The following is a 20,030-nucleotide window of genomic DNA, read 5'->3' on the forward strand; positions in this document are numbered from 1 at the left end:
GCCTCTCTACTCGGTACGAGCCGTGTCCCTGGCCTGGGTAATTGCATTGTGCAGGGTATGCCAAGCCAACGTGGCACACTTGACCCGCGCCGGAAATTCTTGCACTCCCGATAAAACCTCTAGCTTGCCAAAGTCACGGGCTTCAGGCTGCGCTTCGGTGAGCATGGCATGCATGTCGTTGAACAAGGCTTCAACTTCTTGAACCGTTTTGCCTTTTACGGCCTCTGTCATCAGCGACGCGGACGCCGTTGAAATGGCGCACCCATGACCAATAAAGCTAATTTTTTCGACCACACCGTCTTTAAGCTGAGCATAAATGGTTAGCTGGTCACCGCATAGCGGGTTATGCCCTTGTGCCATATGGGTGGCATCGGGCATTTCTTTAAAATTGCGTGGGCTTCTATTGTGATCGAAGATGACTTCTTGATAAAGTTCGCGCAGATCGCCATTTTCGAGACTCATGCCTGGCCCGTCCCAAAAAGCTTCTGTGCCTTGCGCAATGCAGCGATCAGGGCATCAATGTCTTGCCGGGTGTTGTACAGCGCCAGCGAGGCGCGTGCCGTACCAGGAATGCCAAAACGCGTCATTAGTGGCATTGCGCAGTGATGCCCGGCACGTATGGCGACCCCTTCGGTGTCAAGTATGGTGCCAAGATCGTGGGGGTGGATACCTTCGACCACAAAAGACAGAATGCCCGCCTTATGATCAGACGTACCGATAAGGCGTACGCCGGGCAAAGACTGCAATTGCTCAGTGCCGTAAACCAGAACGTCATGCTCATGGGCTGCAATAGCGTCAAGCCCCACTTCTTGTACATAGGCAATAGCCGCATCCAGGCCGATTACACCGGCAATGTCGGGCGTGCCAGCTTCGAAACGCTGAGGTACATCGGCGTAGGTGCTCCGCTCAAAACTAACGGTGTAAATCATGTCGCCGCCGCCCTGCCATGGCGACATGTTTTTCAGAATATCGTAACGGGCATACAGTGCACCGATGCCAGTAGGGCCATAAATTTTATGACCCGAAAATGCATAAAAATCACAGCCTATGGCCTGCACATCAACGCGCGCATGGGCAACAGCCTGAGCACCATCAACAAGAACCAGCGCGCCTGCCTCATGGGCTAGCCTTGTCATTTCGGCGACAGGGTTAATGGTACCCAGCGCGTTCGATACGTGCACAATACCGACCAGCTTGGTACGCGGCCCAAGCAAAGCGCGATAGGCATCGAGGTCAACTTCACCGCAGTCGGTAACAGGTGCCACCTTGATGTGTGCACCAACCTGCTCGCACAGCATTTGCCACGGAACAATATTGGAGTGATGCTCAAGCCCGGTAAGCACAACCTCATCACCTGCTTTCAGGTTGGCCCGGCCCCAGCTATTTGCGACCAGGTTGATGGCTTCTGTAGTACCCCGTGTAAACACGATTTCTTCAGGACGCGCCGCATTCAGTAACGAGCGCACCCGTTCACGGCCTTGCTCGTACAGATCAGTCGAATGCTGCGAGAGCCAATGCACACCACGGTGAATGTTGGCATTAGACTGCTCGTAGTAATCAAGAATGGCGCGGATGACGACGTTGGGCTTTTGTGTCGTGGCGCCATTATCCAGGTAAACCAGTTGCTTGCCTTTGATCGGGCGGGCCAAAATCGGAAAATCAGCCCGTCGATCAAGTACCAGAGGGGTGACTTCAGCAAGTGTAGATACGTTCATGCAAAGTCTCCCAACGCGGCATTTTCAGGCGCAAGCGCCTGAATGGCACCGATAACCCTTTGGCGCAGCAGATCAGACTCAATACGCGCAATGGCTTCGGCGGCAAATGCATACGTTAAGACATGGCGTGCAAGTTGCTCGTCAAGGCCTCGTGAGCGCAGATAAAACAGGCTGTCAGCGTCTAGTTGACCGACCGTGGCGCCGTGCGCACACTTGACGTCGTCAGCGTAAATTTCGAGTTCGGGCCGCGCATCAGCCTTGGCCAAACGTGACAACAGCAAACTGTCTGAGCGTTGCACAGCATCGGTTTTGTCGGCACCGGGCGCAACAAAAATACGCCCGCGAAACACACCACGTGCCGTATCGCCAAGTACGCCGCGATAGTATTCGTGGCTGGTGCCGAAAGGCTTGTCGTGGCTTATGAGCGTGTGATGATCGACATGGCGTTTACCATCAACATAGTACAAACCATTTAAAAGCGTCTGACAATGTTCGCCCGTAAAAGCAGTGGCGATATCGTGACGCGCCAGACGGGCTCCAAACGACATCGAATGCGAATTAAAGACTGACGACTTGCCCTGCTGCACATCAATAACACCCAAGTGAAACGCTTCGGCGTCTTCACGCTGCAGCTTCAGATGTGTGACATGCGCATCGGCGTCAAGATTTAGGCGCGTTACGGTGTTGGTAAAGCTTGTGCCAGCGCCGTGCCCCAAATAATGCTCCATAACCGTGGCCTGGGCGCCAGCACCGGCCTGCACAAGGTTACGCGTAAAACTGGCCGAGCCCTTGCTGGCCGTCACGAACACAAGGTGAATAGGTTGCTCGACAACCGTACCGCGCGACAAATTCAAAAACGCGCCATCTGACGCCAGGGCCAGGTTGAGCGCTGACGTGCTCGCGCCGTCAGTATCGCTACCGTAAAGCGCTTCAAGCGACTCGGGTGTATCAGTAAACGCCTGAGACAACGGCCCCAGCGTCACGCCTGCTGGCAAATCGCCAACACGCGAAAGACCTGGCGTGTATTTGCCATCGACAAACACCATCCAGTGGTCTTTGTCGTCATCATTGTAGGGGCGCTGTACGCTCGCCGTGGCAGCATCATTAGCGTCAAGAAACGATTGCTGTGCAAGCGTCGCCAATGAAGTGTGGCGCCACTCATCACTTTTGCTGGTGGGCCAGCCCTCAGCGGCGAAACGTTCAATCGCCTGTTTGCGCCGCGCCGCCAGCCAGGGCAACTGTGCGCCAGGCAGGTTTGCGCCGCGCGTAGCGAACGTTTGGGCCCAGGTTTCTACAGAACTCATGCCGTAGCTCCTTTACCACCCTTTACGGCCTGCTCCGTTTTGCCGGGTTCGGTAACCCACCCGTAGCCCTGCTCTTCGAGCTCGAGCGCCAGCTCGCGACCACCAGACTTAACAATGCGACCGTTGGACAGCACGTGCACAAAATCAGGCACGATGTAGTCAAGCAGGCGCTGATAGTGGGTGATGACAATCATTGCACGATCAGGTGAACGCATGCGGTTGACACCGTCTGCCACAACGCGCAGCGCATCAATGTCGAGGCCAGAGTCAGTTTCATCAAGGATGGCAAGCTTGGGCTCCAGCATGATCATCTGCAGTATTTCATTGCGCTTTTTCTCGCCGCCCGAAAACCCTTCGTTCACGCCGCGATACAGAAACTCGTCACGCATGCCGACTTCTTTCATTTCTTGTTTGACACGCTTGATGAAGTCCATGGCGTCGAGCTCAGGCAAGCCCTGGTGACGCCGCGCTGCATTGACCGATGCCCTGAGAAAATACGCATTAGATACGCCCGGAATTTCGATGGGGTACTGGAAAGCCAGAAACAGCCCGGCGCGCGCACGCTCTTCAATGGGCATTTCGAGCAGGTCCTGGCCCAGCCAGGTTACCGAGCCGCTTTTAACCGTGTAATCTTCGCGACCTGCCAATACTTGTGACAGTGTGCTTTTACCAGACCCATTGGGGCCCATGATGGCGTGCACCTCACCCGCGTTCACGTCAAGGTTAAGGCCATTAAGAATCGACTTGTTTTCGATCGACGCGTGCAAATCTTTGATACTCAGCATTTATTTCTCCTTAACCTACGCTGCCTTCGAGACTTACACCGAGCAGGGCCTGCGCTTCGACTGCAAATTCCATGGGCAATTCCTTGAAAACTTCTTTACAAAAGCCGTTGACGATCATAGACACCGCATCTTCGGCGGACAGGCCGCGCTGCATGGCGTAAAACAACTGATCTTCGCCTATGCGTGACGTGGTGGCCTCGTGCTCGACACTGGCCGTGGGGTTCTGTACTTCCATCGTGGGGAAGGTATGCGCGGCACAGGTGCTGCCTATAAGTAGCGAGTCACACTGCGTATAGTTGCGCGCGTTCTCTGCCTTGGGCGTAATGCGCACCAGCCCACGATAGGCATTGCTGCCGTGGCCGGCCGAAATACCTTTTGAGATAATGGTGCTGCGTGTATTGCGCCCGATATGAATCATTTTGGTACCGGTGTCGGCCTGTTGACGATGATTGCTGACAGCCACCGAATAAAACTCGCCAACAGAGTCGTCGCCACGCAATATGACACTGGGGTACTTCCAGGTAATGGCCGAGCCAGTTTCAACCTGGGTCCAGGAAATGCGTGAGCGCGGACCGCGGCAGTCACCCCGCTTGGTGACGAAGTTATAAATGCCGCCTACCCCGTCTTTATCGCCGGGATACCAGTTTTGCACGGTGGAGTATTTGATTTTGGCGTCGTCCAGCGCTACCAATTCAACCACTGCGGCGTGGAGCTGATTTTCGTCGCGCATGGGCGCAGTACAGCCCTCTAGATAACTGACCGACGCGCCCTCTTCGGCAATGATGAGCGTACGCTCAAATTGGCCGGTATCTTGCGCGTTAATGCGGAAATACGTGGACAGTTCCATGGGGCATCGCACCCCTTTGGGTATGAACACAAACGAGCCATCAGAGAACACGGCCGAGTTAAGCGCCGCGTAAAAGTTGTCTCCAGGCGGAACCACGGTGCCCAGATATTTTTTGACGATTTCAGGGTACTCTTTAACCGCCTCGGAAAACGAACAAAATATAACGCCTACTTCGGCCAATTGTTTGCGAAACGTTGTGGCCACCGACACCGAGTCAAACACGGCGTCAACGGCTACGCCTGCCAGGCGCGCACGCTCGTGCAGCGGCACCCCCAGTTTTTCATAGGTTCGCAAGAGCTCTGGGTCAACCTCGTCGAGGCTTTTGGGGCCGTCTTCTTTGCTTTTTGGTGCCGAGTAGTAGCGGATGTCCTGGAAATCAATAGGCGGAAACTGCACCTGTGCCCACTCGGGCGTTTCCATGGTCAACCAGTGACGATAGGCGGCAAGGCGCCATTCGAGCATAAACTCGGGCTCCTCTTTTTTGGCGGAAAGCCACCGGATGGTGTCTTCGTTAAGCCCCTTGTCTATGGTCACAGACTCAATGTCAGTGACAAACCCCGCCGAGTACTCGCGATCGAGAAACGACTCTATTGGATCAGCGGCAGAAACAACTGCGGGTTCGATTGATGGATTCATTCAGAGAGACTCCATATTGTGGTACGTGCCACTGTAGGCTTGATGGCCGGCTTGGCGGCCGGCAGATTTTTAAGAGGAAATTCGGCAGGCATAGGGTGAATCATGTCGGCCACGGTAACGTCTTCGAGCGTACGCCGTACGATGGCGTTAATACGCTGCCAGTTGGTACGTATATGACAGCCCGCCTCGACACTACAGGCGCCCGGCAATGCCGTGCACTCAGTGAGGCCAAAAGGCTGGTCATCAAGCGCGTCTATAATTTGGGCGATATTGATTTGCTCGGCTGGCCGACCTAACAGGTAACCACCTCGCGCGCCGCGCTGGCTGCGTACTAGCTCGTGCTGGCCTAACTGCTTGAGGATTTTGCTGACGGTAGGCTGGCCCAGCCCCAGCGTGGAGGCGAGATCAGCAGCACTGTATACCTGCTCTGGCGAGCCTGCCATATAGGTAAGTAATAATGTGCCGTAATCGATAAGTTTGCTGATGCGCAACACCGACCGCCCCCGAGTGATAAAGTGATCATATAGTACCATTTCGGTACTATATGGGTCAAGTTACCCACACCATTAACAGGTGTACTTATAACTCTGTTCAAAACGCATAATTGCGTTCAAAGTCGGGGATGAAGAAACGGCCCGAAAAACAGGCATAAAATCTAAACGTTACGGCCGAGGGCTGGCTAAATAATGCAACGTAAAGCCGCCAAAGGGCATTATTGTAACGGAAAACGCAGGTAAAAAATGGAGCCCAGGCGCGACGCGAAAATAGTCAGTCCTGAGCCCATTATTGCCTCAACCTGGGTTAACGCGCATCTCGTCAAGCCGTATGTGCTCAGCGTCGACGGGGGCCTCTCGTCGAACTGTTTTGTTAGGGTTAATGAATAAGGCCATTACCGCACCTATGCCCAGCAACCCTGCCGAAATCATAAAGGGTAAGTAATAACTTCCGGTAGACTGGATCAAAAACCCAAACACCACCGGCGAGATCATGCCGGCAACACCAAACCCCGTGTTCATCATGCCAGAAGCCGTACCCGCGTAGTCTCCGGCGATATCGATCGGTAAGCTCCAGAGCACCGCGTTAGTGAGTTCCAGAAAGAAGAAGGACAACGACAAAAGAAGTACGGCGGTCATTGGATCTTTGACCATAATCATGGGCACCATGAAAATCAGAGAGCCGACCATGCCGACCACTAGCACCGACACTCTGGCAAAGCGAAGGTTTCCGGTTATTTTCAGCAGTTTGTCCGAAACCAAGCCGCCAAGCGTGTCTCCGATAACACCCGCAAACAATGGCAAGGCCGTGAACAACGCCATTTGCTTAAGGTCAAACCCGCGTGCATCCTTCAGATACGAAGGCAGCCATGTCAAATAGACCCATAATGACCACCCGTAGCAAAAATCTACAAAAGTCACCTTCCACATCCCTTTGATCAGCCCCTTCCATGGTGTCGGCCCGCCTGGTTTTCCCAACGTTATCTTCTTGCCCTCGTTGATTTCAGCAAGCTCCTCCGGCGAAATACGCGGATGTTCTTCCGGTGTATCGGTAAATATAAAAAAGTACAGAACCGTCCAGGCCAGACTAAGCGACCCCAGAAGAATGAATGACTCGCGCCAACCCGCATAGGCGATAATCATTACGACCAGAGGTGGGGTAACCGCCCCTCCCAGCCGCGAGAACGAATGGGTAATGCCCTGCGCAAAACCGCGTTGCGTCGTCGGCATCCATGACGTGAAAGCACGCGTAGCGGTCGGGAAAGCACCGCCCTCACCCAGACCAAGTGCAAAGCGCATGACCAAAAGCGCGGCCACACTTCCCACGAAACCGGTCATCAGCGTTGCCGCTCCCCATATAAGCGAAAGCACAAGGAGCACCTTGCGTGGGCCAAACTTATCGGCCAGCCATCCACCCAAAATTTGCATGACCGCATACGGATAGGCAAATGCAGAAAAAATCAACCCAAGCTCAAGGTTGCTTAACCCCATCTCATCTCTTATCACTGGCCCCGCTACCGACATATTTACTCTGTCGATATAGGCAATGAAATACATCAGGCACATCACCATTAAAATAAGATGGTGTGTTTTCACGCGACGTCGCATAGTTGTCTCCTCCGGCAATCCCGGGAGGCACAAGGCCATCTCCGGTTTGCTCATTAATATAGTTAGGCGAATACAGACTTCGGTGCTGCTTGGTTTCGTTCTATAGCTATGCTGGGTAAAGGGTTGCGTTTCGCTCCAGTGCAGGTCTCGAATGGCGGCGCATACCGTCAGGCTTTAGTGTTTTTATGCAAGGCCCGGAAGGTCCAACAACTTCAGGCGCTGAACCTTTCCTGACGGGCCTCGTGGCAGCTCGTCGACCACAACATAACGGCTGGGTGACTTGTACTTGCCCAGCTCGGCCAGGCAATGCCTTTGCATTTCGCTCACATCAAACTCAGCGTGTTCGCGCAGCACCAGATAAACGGCGATATCCTGTCCATACTCGGGATGCGGCACCCCAACTGCGGCTGCGTCCAAGATACTCGGGTGTTTAATGACGGCCTCATCGATTTCTCGTGGTGCAATGTTTTCGCCGCCCTTGATAATCAGCTCCTTTGCCCGGCCGGTGATGTAAAAATACCCCTGCTCGTCCTGATAGCCCACATCACCCGTCCGCAGCCATCCCTCGTCGGTAAACGACTCTTGCGTTTTGACCGCGTCCTTGTAATAGCCCAGCATCACATTTTTTCCAGTGAGCACAATCTCGCCCAGCTCACCATGTGGCACTTGCTGATCGTTGGTCCCGATAATCTTCGCCTGCGTCCCGGAAGGCTTTCCTATACTGCCTACCCGGCGATCGGCATGATCATATGGATTGCTGAAGGACGGCGCGGCAGTCTCTGTCAAACCCATGGTTTCAATAATGTCCAGGCCAAACCGTTTTTCAAACGCCCTATGGTGCTCGGGCGCCAACGCTGAGGATGCAGAGCGGCAGAACCGAAGCCGTGTCAGATCCAGTTCTGCGCAAGGCGTTTCATCATTGAGCAGATAGGCAATAATTGTTGGCACCACATTGACCCACGTGCACTCATAGCGACATGCGTCAGCCCAAAAAGTGGCGGCCGAAAAACGAGGCGTCATTACGACAGTGCCCTGATGAACCAGTGGCGTGACCAGCGTAAGTACCAGCCCATTAATGTGATACAGCGGAAGCGATCCCAGTACGCGGTCCTGCGCGGTCAGTCTGTGCTCGACGCTGACGTTGCGCGCATTGAAAATAAGGTTCTCATGGCTTAACAACACCCCTTTTGGCAGCCCGGTCGTGCCCGATGTGTACATGATCAGCGCCTCATCCGATGGCTCAAGTCTGGGCAGACCGGCAGGCGACGAGCCCTCCTGCGTAGATACGGTCACGACCTGTGCGGGCAGGCCATGTGCGGCCGGGTCACACATGACCAGCGGAATTTCACGGCCCGTATCACGTAAAGCCGATTCCAGCGCAACAGCGAGTTCCGGCGTGGTGAAAATAAGGCGTGTATCCGAATGAAGAAGAATGTGCCTAAGCTGCGATTCCTGGCACATTAAATTGACGGGGTTGGCCACCAGACCGTTAGCCATAATCCCCAAAAGCAACACGGCTGTCTGCTCGCCATTGGGAAGATAAACAGACACCTTGTCGCCCTGCGTCAGGCCTTGTCTGGCAAAAAAGCTGCCCAACTCTACGCACTGTGAATGAAGGCGTTTGTAGGTCAATACCCCTGCGTCAGGGCTGGAGATCAAATAAGGCTTGTCGCCCATATCGCTGGCAAGCGATGCGATCAAATCAGAAAATGTCATAGCGTTGCTCATGCCCCATACCTCGCAAAGTAACTGCCCAGCACGTCTTCATTCGAAGGCTTTCTTTCAGCGACACGCGACACCACACGAGTCGTGTTCATGTAATGTCTGTAGCTCATGTTGTCCGAGAAATTATTTCCTCCCCACGTCCCACAACCCATAGAAAGTGAAAATGGCAGACTGTTATCGAAATTGCCGCCTGTTGCAAAGCAATGCGCCTGATTGACGATCACGCGGGATACAGGCAAGGTCTGGCCTAACAGCAATGCCTGATCAGCGTCAGTGGAATGAAGGCTGACCGAGTGCCCGGCTCCCATATACGCATACAAGCGCGACACAATGAGGCTGGCGTCGGCAAAATCCCTTGCGCGATACACAGCAAGAACCGGCGAGAGTTTTTCCCCTGAAAACGGATAATCCTCACCAATCCCCTGCTCTTCGACCAGCAATACAGAGCACGCTTCGGCCGCAATGCGATCCGTCAGATCCATGCCCACCAAACGAGCAATATGGGCTGCGCCCTTGCCTGTAATGGCCGGGTTCAATCGCCCATCCAGCCACATGGCATCGAGCAAATTCTGCCGCTCCTCTGGCGCCAGCAGCACCGCATCGCGAGCACGCAAGGCATCCAGCATGGCGTCATACACACTGTCCAGAATCACCACACTATTCTCCGAAGAGCAGCTGGTAGCATTATCAAAAGTCTTGGACTGAATGATTTTCTCGGCAGCCTCAGCAAGGTTGGCTGAGGTATCGACAATAGATGCCACATTACCCGCCCCGACGCCAAACGCTGGCGTGCCGCAGGTATAGGCCAGACGCACATTCGATTGCGAGCCCGTCGCTACCACCAGATCGGCCTGCCGCATAAGCTCTGTTGTCATGGCTTTGCTAATGGGCGCAGGCAAAACCTGCACAAGATCCTTAGACAAACCGCATTTTTCGAATTCTGCATGAATGAACTGCACCAGTAGCTCGCAGGCACCCAGGCCTTTGGGAGAAGGCGCAATGATGACCGCGTTTCCGCACTTCAGAGCATTGATAATTTTGTTGGCTGGCGTCGCAGCGGGGTTGGTAGAAGGCGTAATCGCGGCCACAACACCGACAGCACGCCCAATCTCAGTAATGCCTGGCGCATCATTTTGAGCAATAACCCCGGTACTGCGCACCCCTTGCAGATCGCGCAACAAACCCAGGGTTTTTCTATAGTTTTTCTTTATCTTGTCTTCTACGTTGCCCAGACCGGTATCGTGAACCGCCATTTCGGCCAATTGCCTGTTGCGCTGCGGCTCCATAATGGCCCAGCCGACGGCGGCAACAGCATCATCAAGCACTTGCTGTCCCTGATCCGCAAAAACTATCTGGGCCGCACGTGCTCTCCTGATCAGCGCGTCCACCTCAAGGCAGCAATCGGTGGGTACATATGGTTTTTTTTCCTGAAGCTCCATCACTTGTCATCTCCTGTTGGCATCGTGGGTCCGACACCTGGTTTTTGTGAATAATTGATCGAAATGTGGCTGTCCGTCCGTATAGAATCTACGCTGTCATGGAAATAAAACGTCCCATTTTTCAAGTATTCGTATACTCACGCTGACGCTGACTGGAAATATTCAATTTTCGGGACTACATTGAACCGAGTTCTCAAGGAGCCCCGCATGTCTTCCACTCAGGCCAACGCAGCGGCGATCCGCGCCTTTCGTATTATTGAAATCATCTCGGCCGCACGCGAACCACTGACTCTTGCGCAAATTTCTGAGCGTATCGAGCTGCCCAAACAGTCCGTGCATCGCCTGCTCAAACAGCTGGAAAGCGCCTGGATCATTTCACGCAATGGGCCCGGAAAACATTACGAATGTTCTTCACGCGTACGGAAAATGGCCGTCAACATGCTGATGGTCGACGGTCCTGCCGCAGCGCGGCGTGCCATATTGCAAGAACTGGTGGATACCGTGGATGAGACCTGTAATCTGGCCATGTCCACCGGGGATGGCATTGTTTATCTGGACAGGGTCGAAGCCAACTGGCCTCTATCTACGATATTGAGTGCGGGTTCACGTGTGCCGCTGCACTGCACAGCCAGCGGCAAGCTCATGATGAGCTTTCTGCCCAGGCAGCAGCGAGAGCGGCTCTTGAACAAGCTTCCATTGCGCGGCAGCACCAGCCAGACGATTACTGACCGTGACGTGCTATGGCAGGAGCTGATTTCCATTCGAAAAAATCGCCTGAGCGTCAATAACCAGGAATACATGCCAGGCATTGTGGCGATTGCTGTTCCGGTCATGCAGGGGCGCTCGCGAGCCTGTGCGGCGGTGGCGATTCAATCATCGGCGGATCGCGCTTCGACTGAGAGTCTCAAGCACTTTCTGCCCGCATTACGAGAGGCGGCCGAGCATATCGCGGATACGTTTAACGAAAACATGGCCATGCTGTAAGTTGCCTCGTTAACACCCCTGCCCACCTGCACAGCAGAGTTCCGCTTACCCCTGATCAGCCCGTTTTTAAACGCTACACGTCCAAAGACGCTTCGTCGCCCGCCTGCTGCATCGCCCACATCTGGGCGTAACGGCCTTGCAGTCGCAAGAGTTGTGCATGTGTACCGCGCTCCAGCACACTGCCATGCTCCAGCACAATGATTTCATCGGCGTTGACAATTGTCGACAAACGATGGGCAATCATCAATGTGCTGCGATCACGAGCCACTTGTTCCAGCTCTTGCTGAATGGCACGCTCGGTACGTGTGTCGAGGGCACTGGTCGCCTCATCAAATACCAGTATAGGTGGGTCTTTCAAAATGGTGCGGGCAATGGCCACCCGCTGCTTTTCGCCGCCAGAAAGCTTCAGGCCACGTTCGCCAACGAGCGTCTCATAGCCCTTGGGCAGGCTGAGAACGAAATCATGGATTCGTGCGGCCTGTGCGGCGCGAATGATTTCATCCTGGCTTGCGAGCGGGTTGCCATAAGCAATGTTGTACAAAATAGTGTCGTTAAAGAGCACGGTATCTTGTGGCACGATGCCAATATGCTGGCGCAAGCTTGCCTGAGTAAGCTCGCGAATATCCTGGCCATTTATGCGTATGGCTCCGCCATTAACATCGTAAAAGCGAAACAGCAACTTGGAGAGCGTCGACTTGCCCGCGCCCGACGACCCTACAACTGCTACCGTCTTGCCCGCCGGAATCGAAAAACTCACGTTACGCAATATGGGGCGATCGTCTTCGTAGTTAAAGTCCACGCCCTCGAAAACAATTTCTGCCTGGCGCGATTTCAGCTTGTGCGCATCGGGGTGGTCGGCAACCTCCTGACCCTGCGCAAGCAAGCCAAACATGCGATCCATGTCGGCCAGTGAATGCTTGATTTCACGATATACAAAGCCCAGAAAGTTAAGCGGTGCATAAAGCTGCGTCAGGTATGCGGAAACCAGCACGACATCACCAACTGTCATAGTCTTACTGACCACACCCGAAGCCGACAACCACAACAGCAGGGTTACACCCACCGTAATGATTACCCCTTGGCCAATGTTAAGCAGGTTCAGGGATATCTGGTTTTTGACTGCCGAATCGGCCCATTCACCCAAATTGCGGTCATAACGGCTTACTTCGTACGTTTCATTACCAAAGTATTTGACGGTCTCGTAATTGAGCAAGGCATCGATCGCCTTGCTGTTGGCCTTGCTGTCCAGGCTATTCATGGTTCGACGATAAACCATGCGCTTTTCAGTGACTAATAGTGTGAAAATAATGTAAGCACCAATAGTGCCGAGCGTGACGGCGGCAAAGCGGATGTCATACCGCCACATCAAAATGCCCGTGACCATGCTCAACTCAAGCAGTGTGGGCAAAATATTGAACACCGTAAAGTTGAGCAGAAACCCGATACCTTTAGTTCCCCGCTCAATGTCACGACTTAAACCGCCAGTTTGACGGTCCATGTGAAAACGCAGCGACAGCGAAAAAAGATGCGAAAACAACTGTGTGGCAATACGACGCACAGAGCCCTGGGTTACGCGTGCAAACAAGGCATCGCGCAGCTCACCAAAAACACTGCTCGCCAACCGCGCAAAACCATAGCCCAGCAAGGCCGCAACGGGCAAGGCCATCAAGGTGGCCGGCACACTGAGCTGGTCGACAATGTCTTTAAGAAAAATAGGCAGAATGACGCTGGCCACTTTCGCGGCCACCAGACAGGCCAATGCCGCAATGACACGGTATTTAAATTGCCACACATAAGGCAGCAACGATTTCAGAACCGAAAGATCGTTCCGTTTACTTGAAGAGGGGGCCGGAGAGGCAGACATGCAAGAAACACTTAGTGAAAGTTAGCGCGTCTGACATTGTACGCACTGGCGTCGTTGCACTCATGAGTAGCATGCACGGCATTGAAATACTCTGACACGTCTATTGGCACCAGAAAAAGGCCATGCTGCTACTACAATACCGGCATTGTGCACGCGGAGACCTCCGCGTCTCTGCCGGAGACTGTATGACTGTTTCACCCTTCGATTACGAAGCCACCCTTCTTGCTTGCGCAAGGGGCGACCAAAAAGCGTTTCAACGTCTTTACGAACACGAGGCTCCCCGCATGCTAGCGCTGGGCATGTCTATGCTCGGCCAACGGGCCGCAGCAGAAGAACTGGTCTGCGATACCTTTGTGCTGGTCTGGAAAAACGCAGAAAGCTTTGATGCAAGCTCCGGCAAAGGCCGGGCGTGGCTGTACAGCATATTAAGATACCGGGCCTTGAAACGCCTTCGTCAGTCTTCATCTTACACATTGAAAGGCGCGACCTCATCCGAATCGTTGCCTGTGCTAACACCCGAACCTGGTCAATCGGCAACTAGTCTGCTCAATGCCCTGACCCGGCTTGATGAAAGCCAGCGTCACCCTATATTGATGGCCTTTTACAAAGGCTATTCGTATGAGCAGATCGCCACGAGGCTGAAGATATCGCCGATACAGGCACGCATGCGTGCTCAAGTAGGCCTTAGCCACTTGCGGGAGCTGCGCCAAGCATGAGCAGCACCGACATTTCAAAACACAATGTGCTCATTGCAGAGTACACGCTGGGCTTATTAAGCTCGCACGACACCGCCCGCGCGCACAGCCTGCTAAGCGAAAGCGACGAAGCCATCGCCCTAGCGCTAGACTGGGAAGACAGTCTGCTTGATCTTAGCGACGTATTGCCTCCAATGGACCCGTCGCCACTGCTGTTGCAGCGCATTCAGACCACACTCGGTCACGACACGACGCCAGCGCCATCAAGCCTGTATCGAAAGCCTGCCGCTGCCGTAAATGGCGCTGCGCATGAGCCCGACGTGGCAACAATCGCAGCAGATTCACAAACACCTCTGCAGCCGCCTCTGTCGGAGCAGTCCGAAAACACGGAAAAAGCTGGCATACCGACGTCGCAGCCTACAGTCTCCCGCGCTACGAATCATGCGGCAACACCGCCACCCGACACCACCAGTACAGGCAAGGCGGAGCACACAACAACCTCTTGGCTAAGAAGCCGCAGCACGCCGCAAACCCCAGCGGCGCCACGGCTCGAACCCTCGTTTGGGCACAGTGCTGAGAAAAAAGACAGCATCACGCCGCCGCCAGATACCAAAACCGCCTATGCCCCCCCCAACCGTAGCATTGCTGCAGAACAAACCGGGGTTAGCCCTGCAGATCGGTCACGTACTTCTGATCACTTAAGCAATGGCGCTGCTGCGACCACAACGCACACCACACCCGCGCCTGCGCGCACAGATGCATCCACACATACACCAGCACCCACACCTGCACGTACAGCTGCACATGCTCCAGCACCAGCACCAACACCTGCACGTTCAACTGCACCTGCTCCAGCGCACGCACCTACACCTACTCGAACAGCAGCACCAGCTCCAGCTCCCGCATCTGCAACCATGAGCGCGGCAAAAGCAACACACGAAAAGGCGGACCACCCTGGCGCCCGCCAGCCAAAGGCATCGCACCAAACCGTCGCCGGCAATATCTGGGTTTGGCGCGCTGCTACAGCTATTTTTGCCGGTATTGCCTTGGTACTCGCAGTCATACCCTCTCAGCCTGCGCAGCCACCCATCAATATTGTGACCGTCGCACCAACCCAGGCTGCCATCCTGCAGGCACCGGGGCAAACATCCACGCCAGGGTGGGTTGTCACGTTCGATCCAGAAGGCAATGTATTGATGAAGCCACAGGTGCGCAGCGACATACCTGCCGACACATCCGTACAGCTATGGACCCGAAGTGCCTCCATGCCGCAGGCTCGTTCGCTGGGCCTCATAGACCCCAACCTCCCGGTAACGGTTCCGGCAACACTCATGGGCACATTGGGTGAAGATCAGCTGTTCGAAATGACACTCGAACCACAAGGCGGCTCGCCAAATGCGAGCCCAAGTGGCCCCGTATTGTTCATCGGCCAAGTCATCACGTTTGGCGCGCAGGAGCCTGCGCCAACCAATCCAACCACAAACGTTGCACCTAAAGGCTCAATACAGTAGCGAGGGCGGCAGCGGCAAATATAGCTGAGGCCGCCTCGACAGCAAACGCCGTGGCGATAAATGCCGTAGCTGGAACATCCCTAGCGGCAAATGCCACAGCAGCAAATGTTGTAGCAAAAAAATGTCGTAGCGGCAGATGCGCTTGCGCCCTGATGATATCGACTAAGCTTGCGTTAGCTAAGGCTATCGTGCGTTCTGTTGCAGAACGTCTAGCTCTTCATCGGTAAACCCGGCCTCGCGGCGGGCAGACAAATTGAACGGCCCACGCAGACGAGGGGCGCGGTATGTTGTTGCCAGCTCGGCAAATTGCGCAACGGGGTCAGCCCCCTGACGCTCGCATTCATAGCGGTACCAGTGATTGCCCACCGCAACATGACCGATTTCATCGCGCAAAATAATATCAATAATGGCCGCTCCGGCGGCGTCACCCGCACCGGCCAATTTGTCGCGTACAACAGGCGAAGCGTCAAGACCTCGTGCCTCCAGCGTTCGGGGCACCAGAGCCAGACGAGCCAGCAAATTATCCTGTGTGCGCTCTGCCATTTCCCAAAGGCCGTCGTGGGCAGGCATATCGCCATACTGATAACCCATGGCCTGCAAATGCCCTTTCAGCAGGCCAAAATGATAAGCCTCTTCGCGTGCGACCCGAGCCCAGTCACGATAAAAAGCGTCAGGCATGCCAGCAAAGCGCCAGAGTATGTCCAGCGCTAGATTTATAGCGTTAAATTCAATATGAGCCAGCGAATGAATGAGTGCCGCCCGCCCCTCGGGCGAGCCCATTGAGCGTGACTTTACCTGTTGTGGTGGCACCAATAGAGGCTGGAGTGGACGCCCAGGAATGCCATGGGGTGCTGTAATCTCGGCATAGCTATCGACGACAAGCAGGTCGGACAATTGACCTGCAGCCGTCATTTTCTGTGTCGGATCCGAAATCAGCAACGCTGAAAGTGCTTTATTGCGCAGCGCATCAGCTGACATGAAAACCTCTTGGCGCTCAGCGCTGGGGTTGCGATTAAAACAATACACTTCGCTCACACGTGAACGGCATGCTAGGCAAACCGATCAGGCATGCAACGGCGTATTAAAGCAATTGTGGATCTGCTGCCTCGTTATCGCCGAGGGCGGCACCCAACATGTCTTTGATGTTATTGAGGTCTTTGCGCAGTGCCTGCAACTCCGCACCCGAAAGCCGGACTGCAGCATCCTGATCATGCGGTACATCGTGCAGATCACCCAGCCTATTACGCGCCCCGCTGATGGTAAACCCCTCTTCATAGAGTAGGTGGCGAATACGCCTGATCAGCAGCACTTCGTGGTGCTGGTAGTAACGACGGTTGCCCCGGCGCTTTACCGGCTTAAGCTGCGTGAACTCTTGCTCCCAATAACGCAACACGTGGGGCTTGACGCAACATAGATCGCTGACCTCACCAATCGTAAAGTAACGCTTGGCAGGTATGGGCGGCAAAATGACTGTTTTTTCGCTTGTGCTCATGTGCGGATTGTATGCCGATTAAGAATGAAGCGCATCGCCGCTGACGACGATGCCTGAATGCCGCCGGACAACCGACGATAAACGTGGCCGCCCCGTATGCAATCGGCCCAGCCTCAAGGGCAAAGCCTGCATGCAACTGCGGCGGCAACACCAGTAGCCCACCCTAGCAACCTATTTGGGCGATGTTGCAGGTTTGCCAGCCAGCTCGACCACACTTTTGAGCTTCTGGCTTGCATGAAACGTAACCACCCGGCGCGCTGCAATAGGGATGACCTCGCCGGTCTTGGGATTACGCCCGGGACGCGGCGGCTTGTCACGAACCTGGAAGTTTCCGAAACCTGACAGTTTGACCTCTACGCCATGCGCCAGGGATTCGCGGATTTCTTCGAAAAACGTGTCGACGATATCTTTGGCTTCACGTTTATTCAGGCCCACGCGTTCGAATAATAACTCGGCAAGTTCTGCCTTGGTGAGAGTGCGATCGGATTTCATTGTAATGATTTGCTCCTTAAGCACGCGGACGTACGCCAGACATATTGACCAACGCTTCAAGCAGGCCGGCCAGACAACGCTCTACGGTAGCTTCATCAAGCGTGGTGTCACGCCCTTGCAGCCAGAAACGAAATGCCATGCTTTTTTCAGTATTTTGCGCCGACTTGTCGCGCCAGACATCGAAAAGTTTAATGTCCTTTACGATACTGAGCGTAGCATCAGACTGAATTTTACTATTGAGTGTATCAAGCAATTGACCGTAAGTAATTGATACATCAACCCACACAGCCAAATCACGAATGACCACAGGCTGTCGTGACAGCTCCCGCGGTTGAAACAAGCCAACCTCAGACAGGGCTTCGGCATCTACTTCAAACACGACCGGCGCGTGGACGAGATCATACTGCTGCGCCCAGCGCGGGTGCAGCTCACCCAGCCATCCTATACACTTGCCGTCGAGCTCAAGACGTGCTGAACGCCCTGGGTGCAATGCGGGATGCGCATCAGCGATGCACACAAGCTTGGAGGCCTGGTGACCAAGCACACTTTCAAGGTCATTTTTTACATCATAGAAGTCTACCTGGCGCGTTGGCACACCCCATTGCTCTTCGTCAGCAGGGCCCCACGCCGCGCCCGCCAAACGCACGGGCTGATTAACCCCTGCGACCGTCAGATCGCCATCAGGCACTGACGCGTCACGCATAAACACGCGGCCCAGCTCAAAAACCCTTACACGACTTTGCTTGCGGTTGGCGTTATGCACGATATTGGCGACCAGGCCACCAATAAGACTGGAGCGCATGACAGCGAGCTGGCTTGCAATAGGGTTAAGCAGTTTGATGGGGTTGGCATTGCCAACCAGATCATGCTCCCAAACCTCTTCAACAAATGCAAAGTTGACGACCTCTTGGTAATCAAGCGAGGCCATGGCGGCGCGCAGCATGTGCGGGCCGCGCAATGTTTCGACCTCAGTGCGCATCTTGGCTTGCGCAACAGGCGGCACATCAGGGATACGCTCGAACCCATAAATACGCGCCACCTCTTCGATGAGATCTTCTTCAATGCATAGATCAAACCGGTACGATGGTGGCGTCACCGAGAACACATCATCGGCAATGACATGTTGCAGCCCCAAGCTGGTAAAAATGCGAGCAACCTCTTCACGCGTTAGCGGAATGCCAAGAATACGCTGACAGCGTTGCAGACGCATCTGCACAGGGTTGCGCTCTGGCAGGTTAATGACCTGATCGTCTACGGGGCCTGCCTGACCACCGCAGATATCCATGATCAAGCGAGTCATGAATTGAAGATGCTCGGGGATGGACGCAAAATCGACACCCCGTTCGAAGCGATGGCTGGCTTCTGAACTAAATTTGTAGCGGCGGGCACGACCCATAATGGCCTCGGGCCACCAGAAAGCCGCTTCTACATAAATATTTGTCGTGTCGAGCGTGACGGCGGAGGTTTCGCCCCCCATGATGCCCGCAAGGCTTTCAAGCTGGTCACCACCGGCAATAACACCGACATCGGTCTCGAGTTTTACCGTTTGCCCGTTAAGCAGCTCGATCTGCTCGCCTGGCTTGGCCCAACGTACGGTAAGACCACCCTGCACACGATCAAGATCAAACACATGGGTAGGCCGGCCAAGTTCGAGCATGACATAGTTGGAAATATCAACCAGCGCTGAAATTGGGCGTTGCCCTGCACGCTCAAGACGCGCTTTCATCCACGATGGCGTCTGTGCCCTGGCGTTGACACCCCGAATAATACGACCGGCAAAGCGGCCGCACAGGTCTGGTGCCTGTACCTGCACAGGCAAGCGATCTTGCAATGTGGCGACAACAGGCTCAACAGACGGTAATTGAAGTGGCTGGCCCGTAAGCGCCGCCACCTCTCGCGCTACCCCAAGTATAGAGAGGCAGTCTGCCCTGTTAGGGGTTAGCTTGAGGGTGAACAGCATATCGTCGAGATCAAGCGCGTCGCGCAGCGACTGACCAACCGTGGCTGCCTGATCAAGTTCGAGCAAACCGGCGTGGTCCTGGGACAAGCCCAGCTCACGGGCGGAACACAGCATGCCGGCTGATTCCACGCCACGCATTTTGACCGGACCGATTTTCATGCCGCCCGGCAGCTCGGCACCCACGCGCGCAAGCGGCACCTTAATGCCTGCTGTGGCGTTAGGCGCACCGCAGACGATTTGCAGCAAGGCACCAGAGCCGTCATCGACCTGACATACACGCAGCTTGTCTGCATCGGGGTGCGCAGCGACGTCAACGATGTGTGCGACAACAATGCCACTGAATGGCGGTGCAACAGGGTTCGTCTCTTCAACTTCGAGGCCGGCCATGGTAAGCCGGTGCGACAGTTCTTCTGTGCTGATGTCTGGGTTGACGAAAGCGCGTAGCCAGGACTCGGGGAATTGCATGTTCTGCTCTCAAG

At 54.7% G+C, this 20,030-nt stretch carries 17 protein-coding genes; 3 read left to right on the plus strand and 14 right to left on the minus strand.

Going from position 1 to position 20,030, the window contains the following annotated elements:
• Nucleotides 1-6 precede the first annotated feature (6 nt).
• From sufU to FQ179_RS07445, 9 genes are all read right to left on the minus strand, one after another.
• Nucleotides 7-462 (minus strand): Fe-S cluster assembly sulfur transfer protein SufU, encoded by a 456-nt coding sequence (gene sufU, locus FQ179_RS07405; RefSeq protein ID WP_149396558.1) that lies wholly within the window; start codon nt 460-462, stop codon nt 7-9.
• On the minus strand, nt 459-1,715 hold the full coding sequence (locus tag FQ179_RS07410) for a cysteine desulfurase (RefSeq protein ID WP_149396559.1): 1,257 nt from the start codon (nt 1,713-1,715) through the stop codon (nt 459-461). Before FQ179_RS07410 ends, sufU begins: the two co-directional genes overlap by 4 nt.
• Nucleotides 1,712-3,019, minus strand: a complete 1,308-nt coding sequence (gene sufD / locus FQ179_RS07415) for a Fe-S cluster assembly protein SufD (RefSeq protein ID WP_149396560.1) — start codon at nt 3,017-3,019, stop codon at nt 1,712-1,714. Before sufD ends, FQ179_RS07410 begins: the two co-directional genes overlap by 4 nt.
• Nucleotides 3,016-3,804 carry a Fe-S cluster assembly ATPase SufC gene (gene sufC, locus FQ179_RS07420; RefSeq protein ID WP_149396561.1) on the minus strand — a complete coding sequence of 263 codons (789 nt, stop codon included), beginning with the start codon at nt 3,802-3,804 and terminating at the stop codon, nt 3,016-3,018. The genes sufD and sufC overlap by 4 nt, the downstream gene beginning before the upstream one ends.
• 10 nt (nt 3,805-3,814) lie before the next feature.
• Entirely contained in the window at nt 3,815-5,287 is a 1,473-nt protein-coding gene (sufB, locus tag FQ179_RS07425; protein WP_149396562.1) for a Fe-S cluster assembly protein SufB, read from the minus strand.
• Nucleotides 5,284-5,820: an SUF system Fe-S cluster assembly regulator gene (locus FQ179_RS07430; RefSeq protein ID WP_255474872.1), complete on the minus strand. Its 537-nt coding sequence runs from the start codon at nt 5,818-5,820 to the stop codon at nt 5,284-5,286. The genes sufB and FQ179_RS07430 overlap by 4 nt, the downstream gene beginning before the upstream one ends.
• Nucleotides 5,821-6,078: 258 nt before the next feature.
• On the minus strand, nt 6,079-7,389 hold the full coding sequence (locus tag FQ179_RS07435; RefSeq protein WP_149396563.1) for an MFS transporter: 1,311 nt from the start codon (nt 7,387-7,389) through the stop codon (nt 6,079-6,081).
• A gap of 183 nt (nt 7,390-7,572) precedes the next feature.
• Entirely contained in the window at nt 7,573-9,105 is a 1,533-nt protein-coding gene (locus tag FQ179_RS07440; protein WP_255474873.1) for an AMP-binding protein, read from the minus strand.
• Between the two features lie 8 nt (nt 9,106-9,113).
• The gene (locus FQ179_RS07445; protein WP_149396961.1) at nt 9,114-10,553 is read right to left on the minus strand and encodes an aldehyde dehydrogenase family protein; all 1,440 of its coding nucleotides are present in this window, start codon (nt 10,551-10,553) and stop codon (nt 9,114-9,116) included.
• A 207-nt stretch (nt 10,554-10,760) separates the two neighbouring features.
• Between FQ179_RS07445 and FQ179_RS07450 the strand changes: the two genes are divergently transcribed.
• A complete protein-coding gene (locus FQ179_RS07450; protein ID WP_149396565.1) occupies nt 10,761-11,537 on the plus strand; it encodes an IclR family transcriptional regulator in 777 nt (258 codons plus the stop codon).
• A gap of 73 nt (nt 11,538-11,610) precedes the next feature.
• Here FQ179_RS07450 and FQ179_RS07455 read toward each other — a convergent pair whose 3' ends face one another.
• Nucleotides 11,611-13,401 (minus strand): ABC transporter ATP-binding protein/permease, encoded by a 1,791-nt coding sequence (locus FQ179_RS07455; protein WP_149396566.1) that lies wholly within the window; start codon nt 13,399-13,401, stop codon nt 11,611-11,613.
• Between the two features lie 185 nt (nt 13,402-13,586).
• Between FQ179_RS07455 and FQ179_RS07460 the strand changes: the two genes are divergently transcribed.
• Together FQ179_RS07460 and FQ179_RS07465 are read left to right on the plus strand one after the other, a co-directional pair.
• Nucleotides 13,587-14,117: a sigma-70 family RNA polymerase sigma factor gene (locus FQ179_RS07460; protein ID WP_188074525.1), complete on the plus strand. Its 531-nt coding sequence runs from the start codon at nt 13,587-13,589 to the stop codon at nt 14,115-14,117.
• Nucleotides 14,114-15,607, plus strand: a complete 1,494-nt coding sequence (locus tag FQ179_RS07465) for an anti-sigma factor domain-containing protein (RefSeq protein ID WP_149396568.1) — start codon at nt 14,114-14,116, stop codon at nt 15,605-15,607. Before FQ179_RS07460 ends, FQ179_RS07465 begins: the two co-directional genes overlap by 4 nt.
• A gap of 183 nt (nt 15,608-15,790) precedes the next feature.
• Here the strand turns inward: FQ179_RS07465 and FQ179_RS07470 are convergent, their stop codons facing one another.
• From FQ179_RS07470 to pheT, 4 genes are all read right to left on the minus strand, one after another.
• Nucleotides 15,791-16,585, minus strand: coding sequence for a ferritin-like domain-containing protein (locus FQ179_RS07470; RefSeq protein ID WP_149396569.1), 795 nt, complete (start codon nt 16,583-16,585; stop codon nt 15,791-15,793).
• A gap of 103 nt (nt 16,586-16,688) precedes the next feature.
• On the minus strand, nt 16,689-17,099 hold the full coding sequence (locus FQ179_RS07475; RefSeq protein WP_149396570.1) for a MerR family transcriptional regulator: 411 nt from the start codon (nt 17,097-17,099) through the stop codon (nt 16,689-16,691).
• Between the two features lie 171 nt (nt 17,100-17,270).
• Nucleotides 17,271-17,591 carry an integration host factor subunit alpha gene (locus FQ179_RS07480; protein WP_149396571.1) on the minus strand — a complete coding sequence of 107 codons (321 nt, stop codon included), beginning with the start codon at nt 17,589-17,591 and terminating at the stop codon, nt 17,271-17,273.
• Nucleotides 17,592-17,607: 16 nt separating this feature from the next.
• Complete coding sequence (pheT, locus tag FQ179_RS07485) at nt 17,608-20,016, minus strand: phenylalanine--tRNA ligase subunit beta (protein WP_149396572.1); 2,409 nt, start codon at nt 20,014-20,016, stop codon at nt 17,608-17,610.
• Nucleotides 20,017-20,030: the final 14 nt, after the last annotated feature.

The organism is Pusillimonas sp. ANT_WB101 (assembly GCF_008369125.1).
In the GTDB taxonomy this organism is placed as follows: domain Bacteria; phylum Pseudomonadota; class Gammaproteobacteria; order Burkholderiales; family Burkholderiaceae_B; genus Allopusillimonas.